16 protein-coding genes are annotated in these 19,306 nt (G+C 36.7%); 12 read left to right on the top strand and 4 right to left on the bottom strand.

The window, feature by feature from the left end; genetic code table 11:
- Positions 1-54 precede the first annotated feature (54 nt).
- From ACW0JX_RS26165 to ACW0JX_RS26150, 4 genes are read left to right on the top strand one after another with little or no spacing between them, the layout of a single operon-like run.
- Complete coding sequence (locus ACW0JX_RS26165) at positions 55-957, top strand: ABC transporter ATP-binding protein (protein ID WP_459245221.1); 903 nt, start codon at positions 55-57, stop codon at positions 955-957.
- Positions 954-1,688 (top strand): ABC transporter permease, encoded by a 735-nt coding sequence (locus tag ACW0JX_RS26160; RefSeq protein WP_459245220.1) that lies wholly within the window; start codon positions 954-956, stop codon positions 1,686-1,688. The genes ACW0JX_RS26165 and ACW0JX_RS26160 overlap by 4 nt, the downstream gene beginning before the upstream one ends.
- Positions 1,689-2,819 carry a sensor histidine kinase gene (locus ACW0JX_RS26155; RefSeq protein WP_053563300.1) on the top strand — a complete coding sequence of 377 codons (1,131 nt, stop codon included), beginning with the start codon at positions 1,689-1,691 and terminating at the stop codon, positions 2,817-2,819.
- Complete coding sequence (locus tag ACW0JX_RS26150; protein WP_053563301.1) at positions 2,816-3,418, top strand: response regulator transcription factor; 603 nt, start codon at positions 2,816-2,818, stop codon at positions 3,416-3,418. The genes ACW0JX_RS26155 and ACW0JX_RS26150 overlap by 4 nt, the downstream gene beginning before the upstream one ends.
- A 39-nt stretch (positions 3,419-3,457) precedes the next feature.
- On the opposite strand, the gene ACW0JX_RS26145 is transcribed toward ACW0JX_RS26150, so the two are convergent.
- Positions 3,458-5,209, bottom strand: a complete 1,752-nt coding sequence (locus tag ACW0JX_RS26145; RefSeq protein ID WP_089172035.1) for a M4 family metallopeptidase — start codon at positions 5,207-5,209, stop codon at positions 3,458-3,460.
- 168 nt (positions 5,210-5,377) lie between these two features.
- On the opposite strand from ACW0JX_RS26145, the gene ACW0JX_RS26140 reads away from it, so the two are divergent.
- Both ACW0JX_RS26140 and ACW0JX_RS26135 read left to right on the top strand, forming a co-directional pair.
- A complete protein-coding gene (locus tag ACW0JX_RS26140) occupies positions 5,378-6,235 on the top strand; it encodes a helix-turn-helix domain-containing protein (protein WP_053563303.1) in 858 nt (285 codons plus the stop codon).
- 88 nt (positions 6,236-6,323) lie between these two features.
- On the top strand, positions 6,324-6,470 hold the full coding sequence (locus tag ACW0JX_RS26135) for a quorum-sensing peptide PapR (RefSeq protein WP_000734719.1): 147 nt from the start codon (positions 6,324-6,326) through the stop codon (positions 6,468-6,470).
- Between the two features lie 16 nt (positions 6,471-6,486).
- On the opposite strand, the gene ACW0JX_RS26130 is transcribed toward ACW0JX_RS26135, so the two are convergent.
- The 3 genes from ACW0JX_RS26130 to cls form a co-directional block, all read right to left on the bottom strand.
- On the bottom strand, positions 6,487-9,165 hold the full coding sequence (locus ACW0JX_RS26130; RefSeq protein ID WP_459245219.1) for a DUF4084 domain-containing protein: 2,679 nt from the start codon (positions 9,163-9,165) through the stop codon (positions 6,487-6,489).
- 123 nt (positions 9,166-9,288) lie between these two features.
- The gene (uvsE, locus tag ACW0JX_RS26125) at positions 9,289-10,242 is read right to left on the bottom strand and encodes a UV DNA damage repair endonuclease UvsE (RefSeq protein WP_141241128.1); all 954 of its coding nucleotides are present in this window, start codon (positions 10,240-10,242) and stop codon (positions 9,289-9,291) included.
- A gap of 32 nt (positions 10,243-10,274) precedes the next feature.
- The gene (cls, locus tag ACW0JX_RS26120; protein ID WP_075717884.1) at positions 10,275-11,468 is read right to left on the bottom strand and encodes a cardiolipin synthase; all 1,194 of its coding nucleotides are present in this window, start codon (positions 11,466-11,468) and stop codon (positions 10,275-10,277) included.
- Between the two features lie 447 nt (positions 11,469-11,915).
- Here cls and ACW0JX_RS26115 point away from each other — a divergent pair, with 447 nt between their 5' ends.
- From ACW0JX_RS26115 to ACW0JX_RS26090, 6 genes are all read left to right on the top strand, one after another.
- Positions 11,916-14,027, top strand: coding sequence for a (Fe-S)-binding protein (locus ACW0JX_RS26115; protein ID WP_001086772.1), 2,112 nt, complete (start codon positions 11,916-11,918; stop codon positions 14,025-14,027).
- Positions 14,028-14,036: 9 nt separating this feature from the next.
- Positions 14,037-15,320 carry an acetyl-CoA C-acetyltransferase gene (locus tag ACW0JX_RS26110; protein ID WP_120459809.1) on the top strand — a complete coding sequence of 428 codons (1,284 nt, stop codon included), beginning with the start codon at positions 14,037-14,039 and terminating at the stop codon, positions 15,318-15,320.
- Between the two features lie 49 nt (positions 15,321-15,369).
- Positions 15,370-16,221: a 3-hydroxybutyryl-CoA dehydrogenase gene (locus tag ACW0JX_RS26105; RefSeq protein ID WP_459245218.1), complete on the top strand. Its 852-nt coding sequence runs from the start codon at positions 15,370-15,372 to the stop codon at positions 16,219-16,221.
- 73 nt (positions 16,222-16,294) lie between these two features.
- On the top strand, positions 16,295-17,425 hold the full coding sequence (locus ACW0JX_RS26100; RefSeq protein WP_001011166.1) for an acyl-CoA dehydrogenase: 1,131 nt from the start codon (positions 16,295-16,297) through the stop codon (positions 17,423-17,425).
- A gap of 21 nt (positions 17,426-17,446) precedes the next feature.
- Complete coding sequence (acdA, locus tag ACW0JX_RS26095) at positions 17,447-18,586, top strand: acyl-CoA dehydrogenase AcdA (protein ID WP_000545543.1); 1,140 nt, start codon at positions 17,447-17,449, stop codon at positions 18,584-18,586.
- A 66-nt stretch (positions 18,587-18,652) separates the two neighbouring features.
- Positions 18,653-19,282 (top strand): TetR/AcrR family transcriptional regulator, encoded by a 630-nt coding sequence (locus tag ACW0JX_RS26090; protein ID WP_000238599.1) that lies wholly within the window; start codon positions 18,653-18,655, stop codon positions 19,280-19,282.
- Positions 19,283-19,306 lie beyond the last annotated feature (24 nt).

The raw sequence follows: 19,306 nt of genomic DNA, 5'->3' as shown, positions 1-19,306 counted from the left end.
CCTAAGTTTTCCAAGTAATACAATGTAAATATAAGAAACAGCGGGGGTGGAGAGATGGAAAAGATTATTGAAGTAAATGGTGTTTCTAAAACATTTAAACATAAAAACGCAGTAAATAACGTTTCATTTCATGTAAATAAAGGAGAAATCGTAGCATTGCTTGGACCGAATGGTGCGGGTAAAACAACGACGATGTCAATGATGCTTGGATTAAAGGACCCAACGGAAGGTAAGGTCTCTATATTTGGAAAGAGTCCAAAGCATAGAGATGTTCGTAATAGCCTCGGTGCGATGCTACAAGAAGTAAGTGTCATTGATAGTATTACGGTGGAAGAGGCAATCGAGTTATTCCGTAGTTATTATACGAATCCTATAGCGAAAGAAACGTTACTGCAGTTATCAAATTTAGAATCAGAGCGAAAGCAAAGATGTGAGAAATTATCAGGTGGGCAAAAAAGAAGGTTGAATTTTGCGCTTGCACTTGCGGGAAATCCGGATTTGTTATTTTTAGATGAGCCGACAGTAGGAATGGATATTACGTCTCGAAGAACGTTTTGGGAAACGATTCGAAAGTTAGCAAGTGAAGGGAAAACGATTATTTTAACGACGCATTATTTAGAAGAAGCAGATGCTTTAGCAAATCGTATCTTATTATTTGCGAACGGAAAGATTATCGCAGATGGTACACCAGACGAAATGAAAGCAACGATTTCGAGAAAAACAATCACATTTTACTCGAAGGAAAGCATTCCTACAAAATTATTAAAGGAATTACCAAATGTAACAGAAGTAAAGTCAAGCGAAGGACGATTCATTTTAACAACGGAGGATACGGATGCAACTTTAAAAGCCATTTATCAAAGGAATTTACCTGTAATAGATGTTTCAGTTGAACGTGGAAGCCTTGATGAAGCATTTGAACAGTTTGTCGCAAATCAGAAGGAGGAAATCGCATGAGAGCATTATGGATGCAATGCAAAATAGAAATTTTACGTACATTCCGCAATAAATTATTTATCTTTTTCTCATTATTAATGCCTGTTATGTTTTACTACATTTTTACAAATGTTGTTCAAGTACCACAAAACGGAGATGCGTGGAAAGCACACTATTTAATTTCGATGGCAACTTTCAGTATTGTAGGGACTGCACTCTTTAGTTTCGGTGTGAGACTTTCTCAGGAAAGAGGACAAGGATGGACACATCTTTTGAAAATTACACCACTTCCAGAGGGTGCGTATATAACTGCTAAAATTATTGCACAAACAGTAGTAAATGCTTTTTCAATATTAGTTATCTTTATTGCAGGGATACTAATTAATCATGTTGAGTTAACGGTAGGGCAATGGATTGGTGCGGGATTATGGTTATTGTTAGGGGTAACACCATTTTTAGCATTAGGAACAGTAATAGGTTCCATTAAGAAGGCGGACGCAGCTGCTGGCTTAGCAAATATTTTAAATATGAGTTTAGCTATAGTTGGCGGGTTATGGATGCCGATTGAAGTATTCCCAAAAATATTAAGAACGATTGGTGAATGGACACCGACATACCATTTCGGAAGTGGTGCGTGGGATATTGTAGCTGGAAAATCAATTGGATGGGAAAATATCGCGGTATTAGGAAGTTATTTCCTTATATTTGTTGTAGTATCAATATATATAAGAAAAAGACAGGAAGCGGTATAAATGATAGAGAAGAAGAGGATTGAGATTTTTCCGAAACATATGGGATTCTTCCCGTATATGTGGTTTGTTTATCTATTATTTCCAATTTATCACTTAGCGCAGGCATCAGGATGGAAGCTTGTAATAGGAAGCGGTATGTTGATAATTTTTATCGTCACATACCGTCAGCTTTATTTTGTTCAGAGGACGTTTGTTTTTTGGGCGTGTATTCAAATGGTACTCATCTTTTTATTTGCTTTATTTTATAATCCTTTTATGATATTCTTTGGCTTTTTCACAGCAAGTGCGATGGGATTTGCGCCAAATAAGAAAGTATTTCGAGTGCTGTTATGTTCGTTAGTTATCATGCTTGGAGCATTTTTATTTGTAAATATGAATCAACTAACAACTACAAGTTTAGTAAATATTGTTCCGATGTTTATTTTAATGCTTCTTACGCCATTTGGTATGCGTAATTTTAATCAGAAAAAGATGTTGAAGAACCAACTGAATGAAGCAAACGAGCAAATTAAAGACTTAGTAAAACGTGAAGAACGGCAGCGGATTGCAAGAGATCTTCATGACACATTAGGGCATACGTTATCTCTTATTACTTTGAAAAGCCAGCTTGTAGAGAAGTTAATTGTGAAAAATCCAGAGCGTGCAAGTGCGGAAGCGAAGGAAATTACACAAACGTCTCGTACAGCCTTAAAACAGCTGAGAGAATTAATTTCTGATATGCGTATGATTACGGTAGAAGAAGAGCTAGAGCAAATAAAAGCGATCTTACAAGCAGCTAATATTGAATTAGAAGTGAGGCAAGAAGCCAGCTCGAGTTCGTTATCACCAATTGAACAAAATATTGTCGGGATGTGTTTACGTGAGGCTGTTACGAATGTTGTAAAACATAGCAAGGCAACGCGGTGCACAGTTTCTGTATTAGAATCGCAAGGTGAGCTGATTTTGAAAGTAAAAGATAACGGAATCGGTTTAACAGATCAAAATCATGATGGAAATGGTATCCGCGGCATGAAAGAACGAATTGCTCTTATTGATGGATTTGTTGAACTAGGTACAATCAATCCAGGGACGTTGTTAACAGTAAAAGTTCCAGTTGTAATTAGAACAGGAAAAGATGAGGTGAGGGCATGATTCGAATTATTATTGCAGAAGATCAACGGATGCTTCGTGGTGCATTAGGGGCCCTACTTGATCTAGAAGATGATATCGAAGTAATTGGGCAAGCGGCAAACGGGGAAGAGGCGCTAAAATTAATTGAATCGTTAAAACCGGATATAAGTATTATGGATATTGAAATGCCGATTCAAAGTGGATTAGATGTTGCTGAAGCGTTAAAAAAAGAAAAATCATTATGTAAAGTAATGATTTTAACAACATTTGCACGGCCGGGATATTTTGAAAGAGCAATGAAAGCTGGTGTGCACGGCTATTTGTTAAAGGATAGCCCAAGTGAAGATTTAGCAGCAGCAATTCGTAATGTAATGAAGGGGAAACGAGAGGTCTCCCAAGATTTAATGTTCGGCCTATGGCAGGAGCAAAATCCGTTGTCAGATCGCGAAAAGGAAGTATTGTTGCTTGCGAAAGAAGGAAAGACGGCAAACGAAATTGCGAAGGCACTTTATCTTTCACCGGGTACAGTACGTAATTATATTTCTGAAGTATTAACGAAGCTCGATGCGAAAAATAGAATTGAGGCAATTACAATTGCGGAAGAAAAGGGTTGGATATAAAAAGAAGGTTACCTATGAGAGGTGACCTTCTTTTTATACTTATTTTACTTCTATTACTTGATTTACTTTTTGTAATGACTTGTAACCATGTGCTTCAAATGCCTTTGCAAATTCATTTGATACGGCAGTGCCATATAGATCTTTTGCAGCTTGTACGATGTGAGATTGAAGTGATTCAAAGTCTTCAGCGGAAGTTGCGTAATTTTGCAATGCACGCATAACAACTTTACTTACTTTTTCATTACCTTGTTTTTGAACAGCAACACCGTTATATGTTTTACCTTCAGCTAATTGATATAATACGTGACTAATAATACCAGAATTCACGTGTGATTCTTGATTATTACCATCGTTATAGAAATCTTGTAAATTTGTATATAGTTTATGGCCGCCGTCACCAATTTCCCTTGGGATATCACGAATTGTTAGGCCGCCTAATGTATCGCCCATAATCCAGTTTCCCTTATCTTTCTTTACGTAATATTCGATTTGTGTACCCCAGAAATCCGCTAATCCCTCGTTTAGTGCAGATGTTTCAGCGCTTGGATATCTCACGACTTTATTTTTCGTCGTGCCACTGAATACAGCATGTCCAAATTCATGAGCTGTTACATCAAGAGCTGATGTTAGTTTTCCGTCTAAACCATCACCAAATACCATTTGGTTCCAAGCAGGATGCCAAAACGCATTTACATAGTCTTCTTTTACACCATCACTAACTTCAGTAGAATCAAAACCGTGTACACTAGCAACAACTTTTGAATCTTTATTGTCGTAACTTTTTAGATTATGTTCTTTCTTAAAGTAATCATAAATATCACTCATGTTCTTCATGGCGCCCGCGGCTTCTTTATCTGCAAAATTAGGAGTGCTACTTGAAATTAGTGTCCCTGGATAACCAGCTTGACTATATCCCCCGAGGGAATCGGCGTAGTTTGCATTATAAATATAAATACCATTTCCGCGTGATAAATCGGCTAAATAAAATTTTCCATCAGTTCCTTTGGCAATATTGAAAGAGATGTTTTCTTGAAGTGCATTTTTCCCAGTTCCTTGCTCACTTGCAGGGGATAATCTAGGTGATGTTACTTGATTTATAGTCTTATTCTCTTTGTTTTTAATGAATTTTTCTTGGAAAAGTACTTCGCCAGTTTTTAGATCAACGATAGCATTGCCGTTTATAATCTGTTCATTGTTTTCATAAGTAAATGTAATAACAGTTGCGAATGTATAATAGCCATCTTTTTTCTTATAAACAACGGTTTCGCTAGAGAATTCCGTCTCAGCTGCATCACTTGGAATTTGAACTATATCGCGTAATTTAGATTTTACTTCATTTTTCGACAAAAAATTTGTTATAGTAAGATTAGGTTGTTGATTTAAATTTTGAACAACTTTACCACTAACAGTTGTGATCACTCCATTTTTATCTACTTTTACAATGAGATCTTGGCCATATACTTTATAGTTTTTATATGTTTGTGCAAGGCGAACTTCGGTTTGATTTTCTTTGGTTTCTTTATTTGTAGGTTGGAAATCTACATTTTTTTCAGTAGTGACTTGTTCTTGTTGAGCTTTAGCCCCGTTTACCTCACCTTTTAAATACTTTTTAGCAATATTTTCTTTCGTATCATTTTGAGGTTGTGTTAATTTCCCGATTGTTAAACCAGGCTGAGCGATTTCAACTTTGACTGCACTTTTGTCTAATTCTTGAGCATGAATAGCTTCTGTTGATAAAGGGCAAAGAAGACCGAATGCAACGAAAGCACTAGCAAGTTTTCTATAATTCATCTATAACACTCCTAATCTATTATTGTATGTGAGATGAATTGTATGAAAAATTTGCCGAATTATATATATATTATGCATTATTTCATATCAAAAATTGTCGAATTCACATTATTGTAGTGGTATGACAACTCAAAAAATTAGATTGTTATAATGGGATGGTGAGTAAATATGCACGCAGAAAAATTAGGAAATGAAATTAAGAAAATTAGGACGATGAGAGGATTAACACAAAAACAGTTATCCGAGAACATATGTCATCAATCGGAAGTGAGTAGAATTGAATCGGGCGCGGTATACCCAAGTATGGATATATTGCAAGGTATCGCAGCAAAATTACAAGTTCCCATTATTCATTTTTATGAGGTACTCATTTATTCTGATATTGAGAGGAATAAGCAGTTAAAAGATCAAATTATTATGCTTTGTAAGCAAAAGAAATATAAAGAAATTTATAATAGAGTATGGAATGAGTTGAAAAAGGAAGAATATCACCCCGAGCTTCAGCAATTTCTTCAATGGCAATATTATGTAGCTGCTTACATATTGAAAAAAATCGATTACGAATATTGTATTTTAGAATTAAAGAAATTGCTCAATCAACAATTGGCGGGAATAGATGTATATCAGAGTCTTTATATTGAAAACGCAATTGCAAACATTTATGCTGAAAATGGCTATTTGAAGAAGGCTATTGATTTATTTGAAAATATATTAAAACAATTAGAGTCATTGCATGATAATAAAGAATTTGATGTGAAGGTGAGACATAATCATGCAAAAGCATTATTCTCAGATAATCAATACGAAGAAGCGCTTTGTCACGCAAATAAAGCTATTGAACTATCTTGTCAAATTAATAGTATGACATTAATTGGACAGTTATACTTTCGAAAAGGTCAATGCCTAGCAAAGCTAGGGTGTGATAGAGCGGAAATTGAAGATGCTTACGAAAAAGCGTGCTTCTTTTTTGATATATTAGGAAACCATACATTAAAAGAATCACTTATAAAAAAAATTAAGAAATAAAAAGGACCTAAAAAACAAATATGCATAATTGCATAATATATGGATAAATTTTCATGATATATTTAAATAAAAATGCGGGTGATGGAATATGAAGAAACTACTTATTGGTAGTATATTAACGTTAGCAATGGCATGGGGTATTTCATTAGGAGATACAGCATTAGAGAAAAGTCAAATAATTTCTCACAGTGATCAAGAGGTACAATTAGCTGGAGAGATACCTTATGAATATTAAAAAACAACCGTCTTACTTAGACGGTTGTTTTTTTATGGAGTAACATCCAAACGTCTTTACTAGAAACAGGTTTGCTAATAAAGAATCCTTGAATGTGATCACAATTTTGTCTATGTAAAAATTCCCATTCTTCTTCCGTTTCTACACCTTCTGCAATCACTTCTAAATTTAGTTCTTTTGATAGTGTAATAATGGAAGAGACAATTGCTTCTTCTAAAGGGCTAGTTGTAATTCCACAAATAAATTCTCGAGCAATTTTTAATGTGTTAATTGGATATTTTGTTAAATAAGCTAAAGAACTATAACCAGTTCCAAAGTCATCGATTGAAATTTGAATGCCGAGATTTTGAAGCTGTTCTAGTTTTGCAACTACAGATTGATTTTGATTAATTGCGATGCTTTCCGTAATTTCAATATCTAGTGCTTCTGGTTTCAGTTCTGTTTCTTCCAACACCTTTGAAATAGTTGAGATTAAATCTGCATGGTTAAATTGAACAACAGATAAATTCACACCAACTTTTAAGTGAGAAAAACCTTGATTATGCCATCTTTTTGCCTCTAAACAGGCAGTACGTAAAATCCAATTACCAAGTTCAATAATAAAACCAGTTTCCTCTGCTAGAGGGATAAATTGGGCTGGAGATACGATGCCGAGTTTTGGATGCTTCCAACGTATTAATGCTTCAAAACCGATAATTTGTTTTGTTTTTGTGCTTACTTGTGGCTGGTATTCAAGGAAAAATTCATTTTGTTGTAATGCTTTTGAAAGTTCACCTTCTAAGAATTGAATTTCATTTTGAGCGATACTCATTTCTTTTGAGAAGAAAACAAATCTGTTTTTTCCATTTGCCTTCGCACGGTACATAGCCATATCAGCATTTTTCATTAACTCATTTACATCAGTTCCGTAATCAGGATACATCGCAATTCCGATACTTGGTGTAATAGAGAGTTCTTCGCCTTGAATGAAGAATGGTTTGTTTAAAATAGTTAAAATCTGTTCAGCTATAAAAATTGCACTTTTTTCTGAGTACATTTCTGGTAATAGAATGGTAAATTCATCTCCACCTTGGCGAGCGACGACATCTTTTGAACGCAAGCAACCGCGTAATCTTTTTGCTACTTCAATTAATAATAAATCTCCGACGTCATGACCAAGTCTATCGTTAATTTTTTTAAATCGATCTAAATCAAGGAATATGACGGCGACATCATTTGCGTTAGTTTGGGCTGTATTTAAAATGGCTTTTAAATCTTTTTCGAACTTTCGGCGATTTGGTAATCCAGTAAGTGCATCGTGAAAGGCTAAATGTTCTACTTGTTTTTGTTTTTCATATAAAGTGGTAATATCACGCGCTATCCCAAACATTCCGACCACTTCTTTGTTTATAAAAGTAGGGATAAGTGTAATATGGAGATAATAATAATAGCCTTCTTGTTCTTTTGTACGAACTTCTAACGTTTGTGGCCTACCTTCCTTTGTAATTTGTAAAGCCTTCTTTAGTAGTTCGTGGTCTTTTGAATCAATGAAGTGTACCAGAGAATAGCTTGCCACTTCGCAATAATAGGCAGTAAATAAGCTTTCGCATGCCTTATTAGAGTGTTGAAAAATGCCATTCATATTTAAAGAGAAAACGGCATCGGGATGATCTTCGAATAAAGATTTATAACGTTGTTCACTTTTTGATAATGCAAATGCACCTTCTTCAACTTCATCCTCTAGTTGTGTAGTCAACTGTTCATATGTATGGATTAGTGCTTGATTATCTTTCCACATGTAAAGTTGCCGCAAGAATAACAAAATAAGTGATAATACGAGACCGATTAACATGAACTTATCATCCCAAGGTTGAATGATAATAAAAGAAAAAGTAATAATTATACTAAAATAAGGTAGTATAAAACGTACATAATCGAATCGATAATATTTTGTTTTCGTTTCATGCTGCATTGGTTTATCTAAAATATATAGTATGGAAGAAAGTCCAATTAATAAAATAGAAGCAGTGTGTATTAAATAATTAATTTCAGCAGAAGTTTTCATCCCAAAGTTCAATTGAAACAGATGAATATAACCGTATATGAGTATAATAGTGAAGCCGATAATTAATGCGATTCTACTAGAAGAATATTGTTCTCTTCTATATAGGCTAATAACGGCGTAAATTACTATTGATTGTGCAATGAAATACCCAATTAAAATCCAAGTATCCTTTGTTAACATGCGGAAACTTGAAAGATCTAAGATAAAAGTTAAGGTGAAATAAATGTTCATAATAATAATAAAGATGCTATCGAATGAAAATTGCGAAAGCCCCTTAATAGAGTAATTCTTTATAAACTTTATAGCAAATCCAACAAAGAGCAAAATATATTGTATGATAAAAAAAGGCAATGCTTTATATGAAAATATAGATTGATCATGTATGGAAAGTGAACTAAGAAATAGGGTTATCTCCATAATTAATCCACATAGGCAAGTACATAGTAATAAAATCCAAAATAGTTTATCACTGCGTTTCATTTTCTTAATAGCTTTATATAAACAGTGGCAAGAAAAAAGTGCAGCGAAACAGAATAAGAAAAGAATCCCAATTTCCTTTATATGTGACTCATTTGGAATAAAGAGTATCCAAAGAGCGAATATAGATATGTATATTATGACAAATTGTACATACTTTTTTTGACTAATCATATTATGACTCCGTTTCAATAAAGTTGAATCTCGGGGGAATGCTAATTTAAATAATAGCATATAAAATAGGATGTTTTTTACTATAAAAATTACTTTTTTGAAAAAATGGTGCAAAGTTACAATTTACCACTGTAACTTTGCACCACTTATTCTTTTAATTCCTCTTATAGCAGAAAGTTCATTTATTAATTGGAATAGTGCTAAGTCTTTTTGTTTACTTTCAATCATAATATCGAAATTATGATTGTTTTTTTTTGCAACGTGTAAGAAGGGCTTGATAAAATCTAAATCGATATATTCAGCATGAGCCCTAAATTCTTTTTCCGATCTCGGAGAGGAAATGTGAACTTTGGGAGAGATATTTGTATGTGACCAAGTTTCAAAAATTGCAGGAAGCAACTCTTCTAGTGGTTCCTCGCAAAGATTGGCCATATGATGATGATAATCAAATACAAATGGGATATTTTCTTTTTGGCAAATTGATAAAGTTTCAGAAGTTGTATATGTTTTATCATCGTTTTCAAGAGTCATTTGTTTTTTTATATGTGCAGGAAGTTTTTTTATGTTTTCATGGAAGCGCTCAATTGCCTTTTCTTTATTTCCATAGGCTCCACCTACATGAATATTAATGTAAGAGGAATCTGCAATGCCTATAGCATCTAATACTTTATAATGATAAGTCATATCCGTAATAGCGTTAGTAGTAATATGTGGCTTGTCGCTTGTAAATAGCGTAAATTGATTTGGATGAAAACTTATTCGTAAATTGTGTTCTTTAATTAAAGCTCCTATTTTACGCCAAAGTGGTGTGAATACCCCAATATAGTCAAACTCGACTTCGGGATGTGTTGCAAGTGGGACGATTGAAGACGATAGGCGATATAGTGGGATTTCATGCGCTATATTGTAATGTAGGATACGTATTGTGTGCTCTAAATTTTGCTTTATAACATGGTACAGTTTGTCTTCTCGCTCTTGCTTGCTGAGTTTCTTAAAGCTTGTAAACGTCATTGTTTTGGCAGGAGAACAGTCCCAGAGTGCCATTGCATGTGAGACATATCCAAACCGCATAATCATATAAGATACACCTCTTTTATTCATTGTCTTTCCTATAAAAGGAAAGCAAGCATTGTTCCAATCCATTCCTTTCCTCTATCGATAAGAGAAGTTGGGTTTACATCGCTATAGGAAAGTATGGATGCATTCTTTAGGTCTTCATGGAATTTATTTTTTACTGTTTGAACGAAATGTTTACTATATAACAGGCAGTTTATTTCATGGTTAATATATAAACTTCTCATATCAAAATTTGCTGTTCCGATATCACAAATATCATCATCCACTATAATAATTTTGGCGTGAAAAAAACCTTGTTGAAATGCATAAATATTGCAACCAGCCTGTATTAATTTTCGGCAGTACGGGAATTTTGCTTCTCGAACGAGAGGGTGATCAGCTTTTTCTGGAACAAGAATTGTGATTTGAACCCCTCTTTCTCTTGCTTTTAATAAGGCATTCATAATTTTTTTTCCAGGAATGAAATATGGTGTACCGATACAGATTTCTTTTTTTGCTCCGTTAATTAAATGTAAAAAAGTATGCTGTAAATAAGCACCATCAGTCGGAATAAATTGATGCAGTATGGTACCTGGGTTTTGTTTTGGAAAATAAAGAGAAGCATCCAATAAATCCTGTTTCGTATCATCAAACCAGTCATGCAAAAATTGCTTTTGTAAATCTTGAACCCCTTCTCCTGTAAGACGTAAATGATAGTCTCGCCATAATCCTAAATATTCATTATGCCCCAGATACTCTTCGCCGATATTAAATCCCCCGATATAGCCAGTTTTCCCATCAATCACTGTAATTTTTCTATGGTTTCTTTGATTGGCAGAAAAGAAAAGCAGAGGAAATTTTACCTTATGACAAAATGAAAAAGATACACCATGTTTTCGGAGGGAGTGAATAGCTTCGTTTGATAAAGAATGGCTGCCAAATCGATCAAGTAAAAGTCGTACTTCAATTCCTTCCTGAGCCTTATCAATCAGCAACTTTAAAAATTCACGACTGATTTTATCGTTTTTTACAATGAAGAATAAAATATGAATGTGGTGCTGTGCTTGTTTTATATCAGTAAATAAAGCGTCATACAAATCTTTCCCGTATGTATAAAGGTGAAAATCACTTTGACGTAAAGGGAAAGTGCGAGAGCTTACCCGTTTTAAATGAAGAAATCTTCCGTATGAAAGATCAATTGTAATCCAAAGAGCAACGGATATTAACAAAAGAGATAAGTAGAGCATCAGTGAATTCCCTCCTTCGCATTCTTTTCACCTTCAGTGTGTTACAAATGATACGGGTAGCACGGCTGTTATTATAAATTTCATCAGATGATAGTATGTTGCACTGATTAAAGTTTCACTTTACCCCGCTTTAACGGGCAGTAAGCTTCCTACTTCAAAAATTGATGAATAAGCAGAAGTTAGTTTGGAAATCAACTGCCCGTAAAAGCCCGATTGGTTCAACTAATAATCAGTGGGGGATGAACCACCCCTACTGATTAAAGTTTCACTTTATAGTTTCACCGAAATAAACAGCTTTATGAAAAAATGTGTTGTTCTATAACAAAAAACTGTTGACTGAATGCTCACTCATTATATAATGGGGATAGGGGATATAATTCAGAAAATTATATATTTTTGAAGATTCAAAAAAGAAAGAGGGCTTACAAAGAGAGGGGTAGCATAAAAATGAATAGCTTACTGATCATTAATTGGCTGGCTGCCATTGCTGTTATTGCTTATGCAGGATATTTGTTTGTATATCTTATACGGACGAGAATGGCCTACATACAATTAGGAAAAAAAATTGAATTTGACCGTCGTTTTAAAGAGCGTTGGGATCTCCTTAAGGTCAATGTTTTCGGTCAGAAAAAGCTGCTGAAAGATAAGAAAAGCGGCATCATTCACGTTATGTTCTTTTACGGATTTATTCTTGTCCAATTTGGAGCAATTGACTTCGTTTGGAAAGGACTCGCACCAGGATCACATCTTCCACTTGGACCACTATACCCTGCATTTACATTCTTCCAGGAAATTGTCACACTTGTTATTTTAATTGCAGTATTTTGGGCTTTTCATAGACGTTATGTAGAAAAGCTTGTTCGTTTAAAACGTAACTTCAAATCAGGTCTTGTTCTTATCTTTATCGGTGGCTTAATGATTTCTGTGCTACTTGGTAACGGTATGGGACTTATATGGCATGGCGAGGAGCTTTCATGGAGTGAACCAATCGCTTCTGCAATCGCTTACGTTTTTAGCGGGATAAATGAAACCGTAGCCATTTCAGTGTTCTATTTTTCTTGGTGGGTGCATTTACTAATTTTGTTAACGTTTTTAGTCTATGTTCCACAATCAAAACATGCGCATTTAATTGCGGGACCAGCTAATGTATTCTTCGGTCGTCTTTCAAATCCAGGGAAGCTTGAAAAGATTGATTTTGAAGATGAAACGCAAGAAACATTTGGTGTTGGTAAAATTGAAGACTTTAGACAAAATCAACTTATTGACTTATACGCTTGTGTAGAGTGTGGTCGTTGTACAAATATGTGTCCGGCAACAGGAACAGGAAAAATGTTATCGCCGATGGACTTAATTTTAAAACTTCGTGATCATTTAACTGATAAAGGAGCTGCGGTAACATCAAAAGCACCGTGGGTTCCAGTAGTTGCCTTCAATAATACACAAGGAAATCAGTTAGCGATGATGGCGGCTGGAAAAGGACAACAAGAATCAGCGGCTACAACTCTCGCTTACGATCCGAGTTTAATCGGAGATGTTATTACAGAAGAAGAGATTTGGGCATGTACAACGTGTCGTAACTGTGAAGATCAATGTCCAGTTATGAATGAGCATGTTGACAAAATTATTGATTTACGTCGATATCTCGTTTTAACAGAAGGAAAAATGGACGCGGAAGCACAACGCGCGATGACAAATATCGAGCGTCAAGGGAATCCGTGGGGTCTGAACCGTAAAGAGCGTGAAACATGGCGCCAAGGTGATGACGAAGTAACAGTTCCAACTGTAAAAGAAAAATCAAAAGCTGGGGAGGAATTCGAGTATTTATTCTGGGTTGGTTCAATGGGATCATACGACAATCGTAGTCAGAAGATTGCGATATCGTTCGCGAAGTTAATGAACGAAGCAGGCATTTCATTCGCAATTCTCGGTAATAAAGAAAAGAATTCTGGAGATACACCACGCCGCCTTGGAAATGAATTTGTATTCCAAGAGATGGCGACAAAGAATATCGAAGAATTTGAAAAGGCAGGAGTGAAGAAAATCGTTACGATTGATCCTCATGCTTATAACACATTTAAAAATGAGTATCCGGACTTTGGCTTGCAAGCAGAAGTCTATCATCATACAGAATTGTTAGCTCAGTGGGTGAAAGAAGGACGCTTAAAGCCTGTTCACGCTATTGAAGAAACAGTTACGTACCATGATTCCTGTTATTTAGGAAGATACAACGAAGTGTACGAAGCGCCACGTGATATTTTGAAAGCGATTCCTGGAGTGAATCTTGTAGAAATGGCACGTAACCGTGAAACTGGAATGTGCTGTGGCGCAGGTGGTGGCTTAATGTGGATGGAAGAAACAACAGGTTCTCGTATTAACGTTGCTCGTACAGAACAAGCATTAGCTGTACAGCCATCCATTATCGGTACAGGTTGTCCATATTGCTTAACGATGATCAGTGATGGAACGAAAGCGAAAGAGGTAGAAGAGAAAGTTCAAACTCTTGATGTGACAGAGATTTTAGAACGATCTGTTATCGGACAGAAAAAAGAAGCGATGTAGTTTATAAGAATGTATACAACTTTAGAAAGAGGTGCAATGATTGCACCTCTTCTCAACGTAGGGATACCGAGCGAGCGCTCAGTGTTAAAAAAAGAAATGGGGGAAAGAAACATGAGTAAAACAGTTATTTTAAGTGCTGCAAGAACACCAGTTGGAAAATTTGGAGGATCTTTAAAAGATGTAAAAGCGACGGAACTTGGAGGAATTGCAATTAAAGCAGCGCTTGAAAGAGCAAATGTTGCGGCTAGTGATGTTGAAGAAGTTATATTTGGAACGGTTATTCAGGGGGGACAGGGGCAAATTCCATCGCGTCAAGCTGCAAGGGCTGCTGGAATCCCTTGGGAAGTGCAGACGGAAACAGTGAATAAAGTTTGTGCATCAGGACTTCGTGCGGTTACGTTAGCGGATCAAATTATTCGTACTGGCGATCAATCACTGATTGTAGCTGGCGGTATGGAGTCGATGAGTAACAGTCCTTACATTTTACGCGGAGCAAGATGGGGATACAGAATGGGCAACAACGAAGTTATTGATTTAAACGTTGCTGACGGTTTAACATGCGCATTTTCAGGTACACACATGGGTGTTTATGGCGGAGAAGTTGCGAAGGAAGATGGAATTTCTCGCGAAGCACAAGATGAATGGGCATATCGTAGCCATCAGCGTGCGGTTTCAGCGCATAAAGAAGGACGTTTTGAAGAGGAGATCGTGCCAGTAACGATCCCGCAAAGAAAAGGCGATCCTATTGTCGTTGCAAAGGATGAGGCGCCACGTGAAGATACAACGATTGAAAAGTTAGCAAAGTTAAAACCTGTATTTGATAAGGAAGCGGCGGTGACAGCTGGTAATGCGCCAGGACTAAACGATGGTGGTGCCGCACTTGTGTTAATGAGCGAAGACAGAGCGAAGCAAGAAGGAAGAAAGCCATTAGCGACAATTTTGGCGCATACAGCAATTGCAGTGGAATCTAAAGATTTTCCAAGAACACCAGGTTATGCAATTAACGCATTGCTTGAAAAAACAGGCAAGACAATTGAAGACATCGATTTATTCGAGATTAATGAAGCATTTGCAGCGGTAGCAATTGCAAGTACAGAAATCGCAGGAATTGATCCAGAAAAATTGAATGTAAACGGCGGCGCGGTAGCGATGGGCCATCCAATTGGAGCAAGCGGAGCGCGCATTATCGTTACGCTAATCCATGCACTTAAGCAGCGCGGCGGCGGAATTGGAATTGCATCGATTTGTAGCGGTGGCGGTCAAGGGGACGCAGTGATGATTGAAGTTCACTAATTAAAGTTCGAGGGTATAAAATTTATTAACAATTAAGGGGGAAGAAAAAATGGGTGTACAAAACATTGTTGTAATTGGTGCAGGGCAAATGGGATCAGGAATTGCACAAGTATGTGCAATGGCAGGATATGACGTGAAGGTACAAGATTTAAAACAAGAGCAATTAGATAGAGGATTGGCTATCATTACGAAAAACTTAGCGCGCCAAGTAGAAAAAGGACGCATGAAGGAAGAAGAGAAGGAAGCGACATTAAATCGTCTTACAGTAACGCTTGATTTAGATTGTGTGAGAGAAGCGGATCTTATTATTGAAGCAGCTGTTGAGAAAATGGATATTAAAAAGAAAATCTTTGCGAATCTAGATGAAATTGCTCCAGAACACGCAATTTTAGCGACAAATACGTCATCTCTGCCAATTACAGAAATTGCAGCGGTAACGAAGCGTCCGGAAAAAGTAATCGGCATGCACTTTATGAATCCAGTTCCAGTTATGAAGCTTGTTGAGATTATTCGTGGTTTGGCTACAGATGATGCAGTATATGAAGCAATTGAAGATATTACGAAAAAAATTGGGAAAGTACCAGTTGAAGTAAATGATTTCCCAGGTTTTGTATCAAACCGCATTTTGCTACCGATGATTAACGAAGCAATTTATACGTTATATGAAGGTGTAGCGACGAAAGAAGCAATTGATGAGGTCATGAAGCTTGGTATGAACCATCCGATGGGGCCTTTGACACTCGCTGATTTTATCGGTTTAGATACGTGTTTATACATTATGGAAGTGTTGCATGAAGGATTAGGAGATAGTAAATATCGCCCATGTCCGTTATTACGTAAGTATGTGAATGCAGGATGGTTAGGGCGTAAAACAGGTCGTGGATTCTACGTTTACGAATAAATGCCCCTTTTGTTACAAAATAGTGGTCTTACCAAATTATTTAAAGGATATATAGCAAATGGAGGCGGAATATATGAACTTTCGTTTTAATGAAGAGCAGCAAATGATGAGGAAAATGGTTCGGGATTTTGCACAGAAGGAAATAGCTCCCTTTGTTCCTAGTATGGAACAAGGGGTGTTCCCGAAAGAGATTTTGCAAAAGATGGGTGATCTTGGATTAATGGGTATTCCAGCACCTGCAAAATACGGCGGGGCAGAAATGGATTTTATTTCTTATATTCTAGCAATTGAGGAAATCTCAAAGGTAAGTGCAACAGTTGGTGTAATTTTAGCTGTACATACGTCAGTTGGAATGAATCCGATTTTATATTTCGGAACAGAAGAACAGAAGAAAAAATATGTTTCTAAACTTGCAACCGGGGAATATTTAGGCGCATTTGCTTTAACAGAGCCAAATGCAGGATCAGATGCAGGGAGTTTGAAATCAAGAGCTGTCAAAAAAGGTGATCATTATATTATTAATGGATCGAAAGTGTTTATTACAAATGGTGGTGAAGCAAGTACATACATTGTATTCGCTTCTACAAATCCAGAGGCAGGAAAAAGTGGTATTTCTGCATTTATAGTAGAGAAAGATACACCTGGTTTAATCATCGGAAAAGATGAACATAAGATGGGGCTCCTTGGTTCTCGTACAGTACAACTTACTTTTGAAGATATGAAAGTGCCAGCGGAGAATTTACTTGGGGAAGAAGGACAAGGATTCAAGGTGGCGATGGCGAATTTAGATGTTGGGCGAATTGGAATCGGTGCACAGGCGTTAGGAATTGCTGAAGCGGCGCTTGCATGTGCGATTGATTATGCAAAAGAACGAGAACAATTTGGGAAACCAATTGCGGCGCAGCAAGGGATTGGCTTCAAGCTTGCAGATATGGCAACAAGTGTCGAAGCGGCAAGGTTACTCGTATATAGAGCGGCGTCTCTTAGGGCACAAGGATTACCATGCGGTAAAGAAGCATCTATTGCGAAATTATTTGCTTCTAAGACAGCGGTTGAAGTCGCGATTGAGGCGGTGCAAGTATTTGGTGGTTACGGTTATACGAAAGAATATCCAGTAGAACGATTTTTCCGGGATGCGAAAATCACGCAAATATATGAAGGAACAAGTGAAATACAGAAACTTGTTATTAGCCGTGCTTTATAAAAGGGCGAGGGGGAGACGGAGATGCATTTTAAACTATCAGAAGAACATGAAATGATAAGAAAAATGGTTCGAGATTTTGCTAAAAATGAAGTAGCACCAACAGCAGCTGAGCGTGATGAGGAAGAGCGATTTGATCGAGAGTTATTTGATCAAATGGCAGAGCTTGGTTTAACCGGTATTCCATGGCCCGAAGAGTACGGCGGAATTGGAAGCGATTACTTAGCTTACGTAATTGCGATTGAAGAATTATCTCGAGTTTGTGCTTCAACAGGTGTAACACTATCTGCGCATACTTCACTTGCGGGATGGCCAATTTTTAAATTTGGGACAGAAGAACAAAAGCAAAAGTTTTTACGACCGATGGCTGAAGGGAAGAAAATTGGTGCATACGGCTTAACGGAGCCAGGATCTGGATCGGATGCTGGTGGAATGAAGACAATCGCAAAGAGAGATGGCGACCATTATATTTTAAATGGATCAAAAATTTTCATTACAAATGGCGGTATTGCTGATATTTATGTTGTTTTTGCGCTAACTGATCCTGAATCGAAGCAGCGCGGTACGAGTGCATTTATTGTAGAAAGTGATACACCGGGATTTTCAGTTGGGAAGAAGGAGAGCAAGCTAGGGATTCGCTCTTCACCAACGACTGAAATTATGTTTGAAGATTGCCGTATTCCGGTAGAGAATCTACTTGGAGAAGAGGGGCAAGGATTTAAAGTTGCGATGCAAACATTAGATGGAGGTCGTAACGGTATTGCGGCGCAAGCTGTTGGTATTGCACAAGGGGCTTTAGATGCTTCTGTAGAATATGCAAGGGAGCGCCATCAATTTGGAAAACCAATTGCGGCGCAGCAAGGGATTGGCTTTAAACTTGCGGATATGGCAACAGATGTAGAAGCGGCACGCCTTTTAACATATCAAGCGGCTTGGCTTGAATCAGAAGGGCTTCCGTATGGAAAAGAATCAGCGATGTCAAAGGTATTTGCAGGGGATACAGCGATGAAGGTGACGACTGAAGCGGTGCAAGTATTTGGTGGTTACGGTTATACGAAAGATTATCCAGTAGAGCGTTATATGCGAGATGCAAAGATTACACAAATATACGAAGGAACACAAGAGATTCAGAGGCTTGTAATTTCTCGTATGTTAACGAAGTAGGGACGAAAGCGTAGGTATTTTCCTACGCTTTTTCCTTCCAAAAAATAACAGAGAGAGGTGAAGGGAATGGTTAAACATAATGTACATGCATCGGTGAAAGATGAAAAATTAGTTGCGTTAAGACGTGAACAAATGATTAAAGGTGCGGTGCAACTGTTTAAACAAAAAGGATTTCCGCGTACAACAACGAGAGAAATTGCAAAAGCGGCTGGATTTAGTATAGGGACACTTTATGAGTACATTCGTACAAAAGATGATGTGTTGTATTTAGTTTGTGATAGTATATATGAACATGTAAAAGAACGATTAGAGGAAGTAGTGTGTACAGAAAAAGGGAGTATAGAAAGTTTAAAGATAGCAATAACGAATTACTTTAAAGTGATGGACGAATTGCAGGAAGAAGTATTGATAATGTATCAAGAGGTACGCTTTTTACCAAAAGAATCACTTCCGTATGTATTAGAAAAGGAGTTTCAAATGGTAGGAATGTTCGAGAATATTTTAGAACAGTGTACGGAAAATGGAACATTTACATTAAATAAAAAAGAAATACAGCTTCTTGCCCATAATATTTTTATACAAGGACAGATGTGGGGATTTAGACGCTGGGCGCTGCAAAAACTGTATACGCTCGAAGAATATACAGAAATGCAAATTAGGTATGTATTGCAAGGGGCCCATATGCTTCCGAAATAAGGGACAGACAAATTATTAATTTTA

This window comes from Bacillus sp. C-3-6 (genome assembly GCF_054509685.1).
This window is presented reverse-complemented; position numbering and strand designations above follow the sequence as displayed.

Excerpts from the sequence above, each read along its gene's own strand:
- ACW0JX_RS26155 (WP_053563300.1), top strand. The coding sequence starts at position 1,689 with ATGATAGAGAAGAAGAGGATTGAGATTTTTCCGAAACATATGGGATTC.
- ACW0JX_RS26150 (WP_053563301.1), top strand. The coding sequence starts at position 2,816 with ATGATTCGAATTATTATTGCAGAAGATCAACGGATGCTTCGTGGTGCA.
- ACW0JX_RS26110 (WP_120459809.1), top strand. The coding sequence starts at position 14,037 with ATGTATACAACTTTAGAAAGAGGTGCAATGATTGCACCTCTTCTCAAC.
- ACW0JX_RS26160 (WP_459245220.1), top strand. The coding sequence starts at position 954 with ATGAGAGCATTATGGATGCAATGCAAAATAGAAATTTTACGTACATTC.
- ACW0JX_RS26145 (WP_089172035.1), bottom strand. The coding sequence starts at position 5,209 with ATGAATTATAGAAAACTTGCTAGTGCTTTCGTTGCATTCGGTCTTCTT.
- ACW0JX_RS26135 (WP_000734719.1), top strand. The coding sequence starts at position 6,324 with ATGAAGAAACTACTTATTGGTAGTATATTAACGTTAGCAATGGCATGG.
- ACW0JX_RS26105 (WP_459245218.1), top strand. The coding sequence starts at position 15,370 with ATGGGTGTACAAAACATTGTTGTAATTGGTGCAGGGCAAATGGGATCA.
- ACW0JX_RS26090 (WP_000238599.1), top strand. The coding sequence starts at position 18,653 with ATGGTTAAACATAATGTACATGCATCGGTGAAAGATGAAAAATTAGTT.
- cls (WP_075717884.1), bottom strand. The coding sequence starts at position 11,468 with ATGCTCTACTTATCTCTTTTGTTAATATCCGTTGCTCTTTGGATTACA.
- ACW0JX_RS26100 (WP_001011166.1), top strand. The coding sequence starts at position 16,295 with ATGAACTTTCGTTTTAATGAAGAGCAGCAAATGATGAGGAAAATGGTT.
- ACW0JX_RS26115 (WP_001086772.1), top strand. The coding sequence starts at position 11,916 with ATGAATAGCTTACTGATCATTAATTGGCTGGCTGCCATTGCTGTTATT.
- ACW0JX_RS26140 (WP_053563303.1), top strand. The coding sequence starts at position 5,378 with ATGCACGCAGAAAAATTAGGAAATGAAATTAAGAAAATTAGGACGATG.
- ACW0JX_RS26165 (WP_459245221.1), top strand. The coding sequence starts at position 55 with ATGGAAAAGATTATTGAAGTAAATGGTGTTTCTAAAACATTTAAACAT.
- ACW0JX_RS26130 (WP_459245219.1), bottom strand. The coding sequence starts at position 9,165 with ATGATTAGTCAAAAAAAGTATGTACAATTTGTCATAATATACATATCT.
- acdA (WP_000545543.1), top strand. The coding sequence starts at position 17,447 with ATGCATTTTAAACTATCAGAAGAACATGAAATGATAAGAAAAATGGTT.
- uvsE (WP_141241128.1), bottom strand. The coding sequence starts at position 10,242 with ATGATTATGCGGTTTGGATATGTCTCACATGCAATGGCACTCTGGGAC.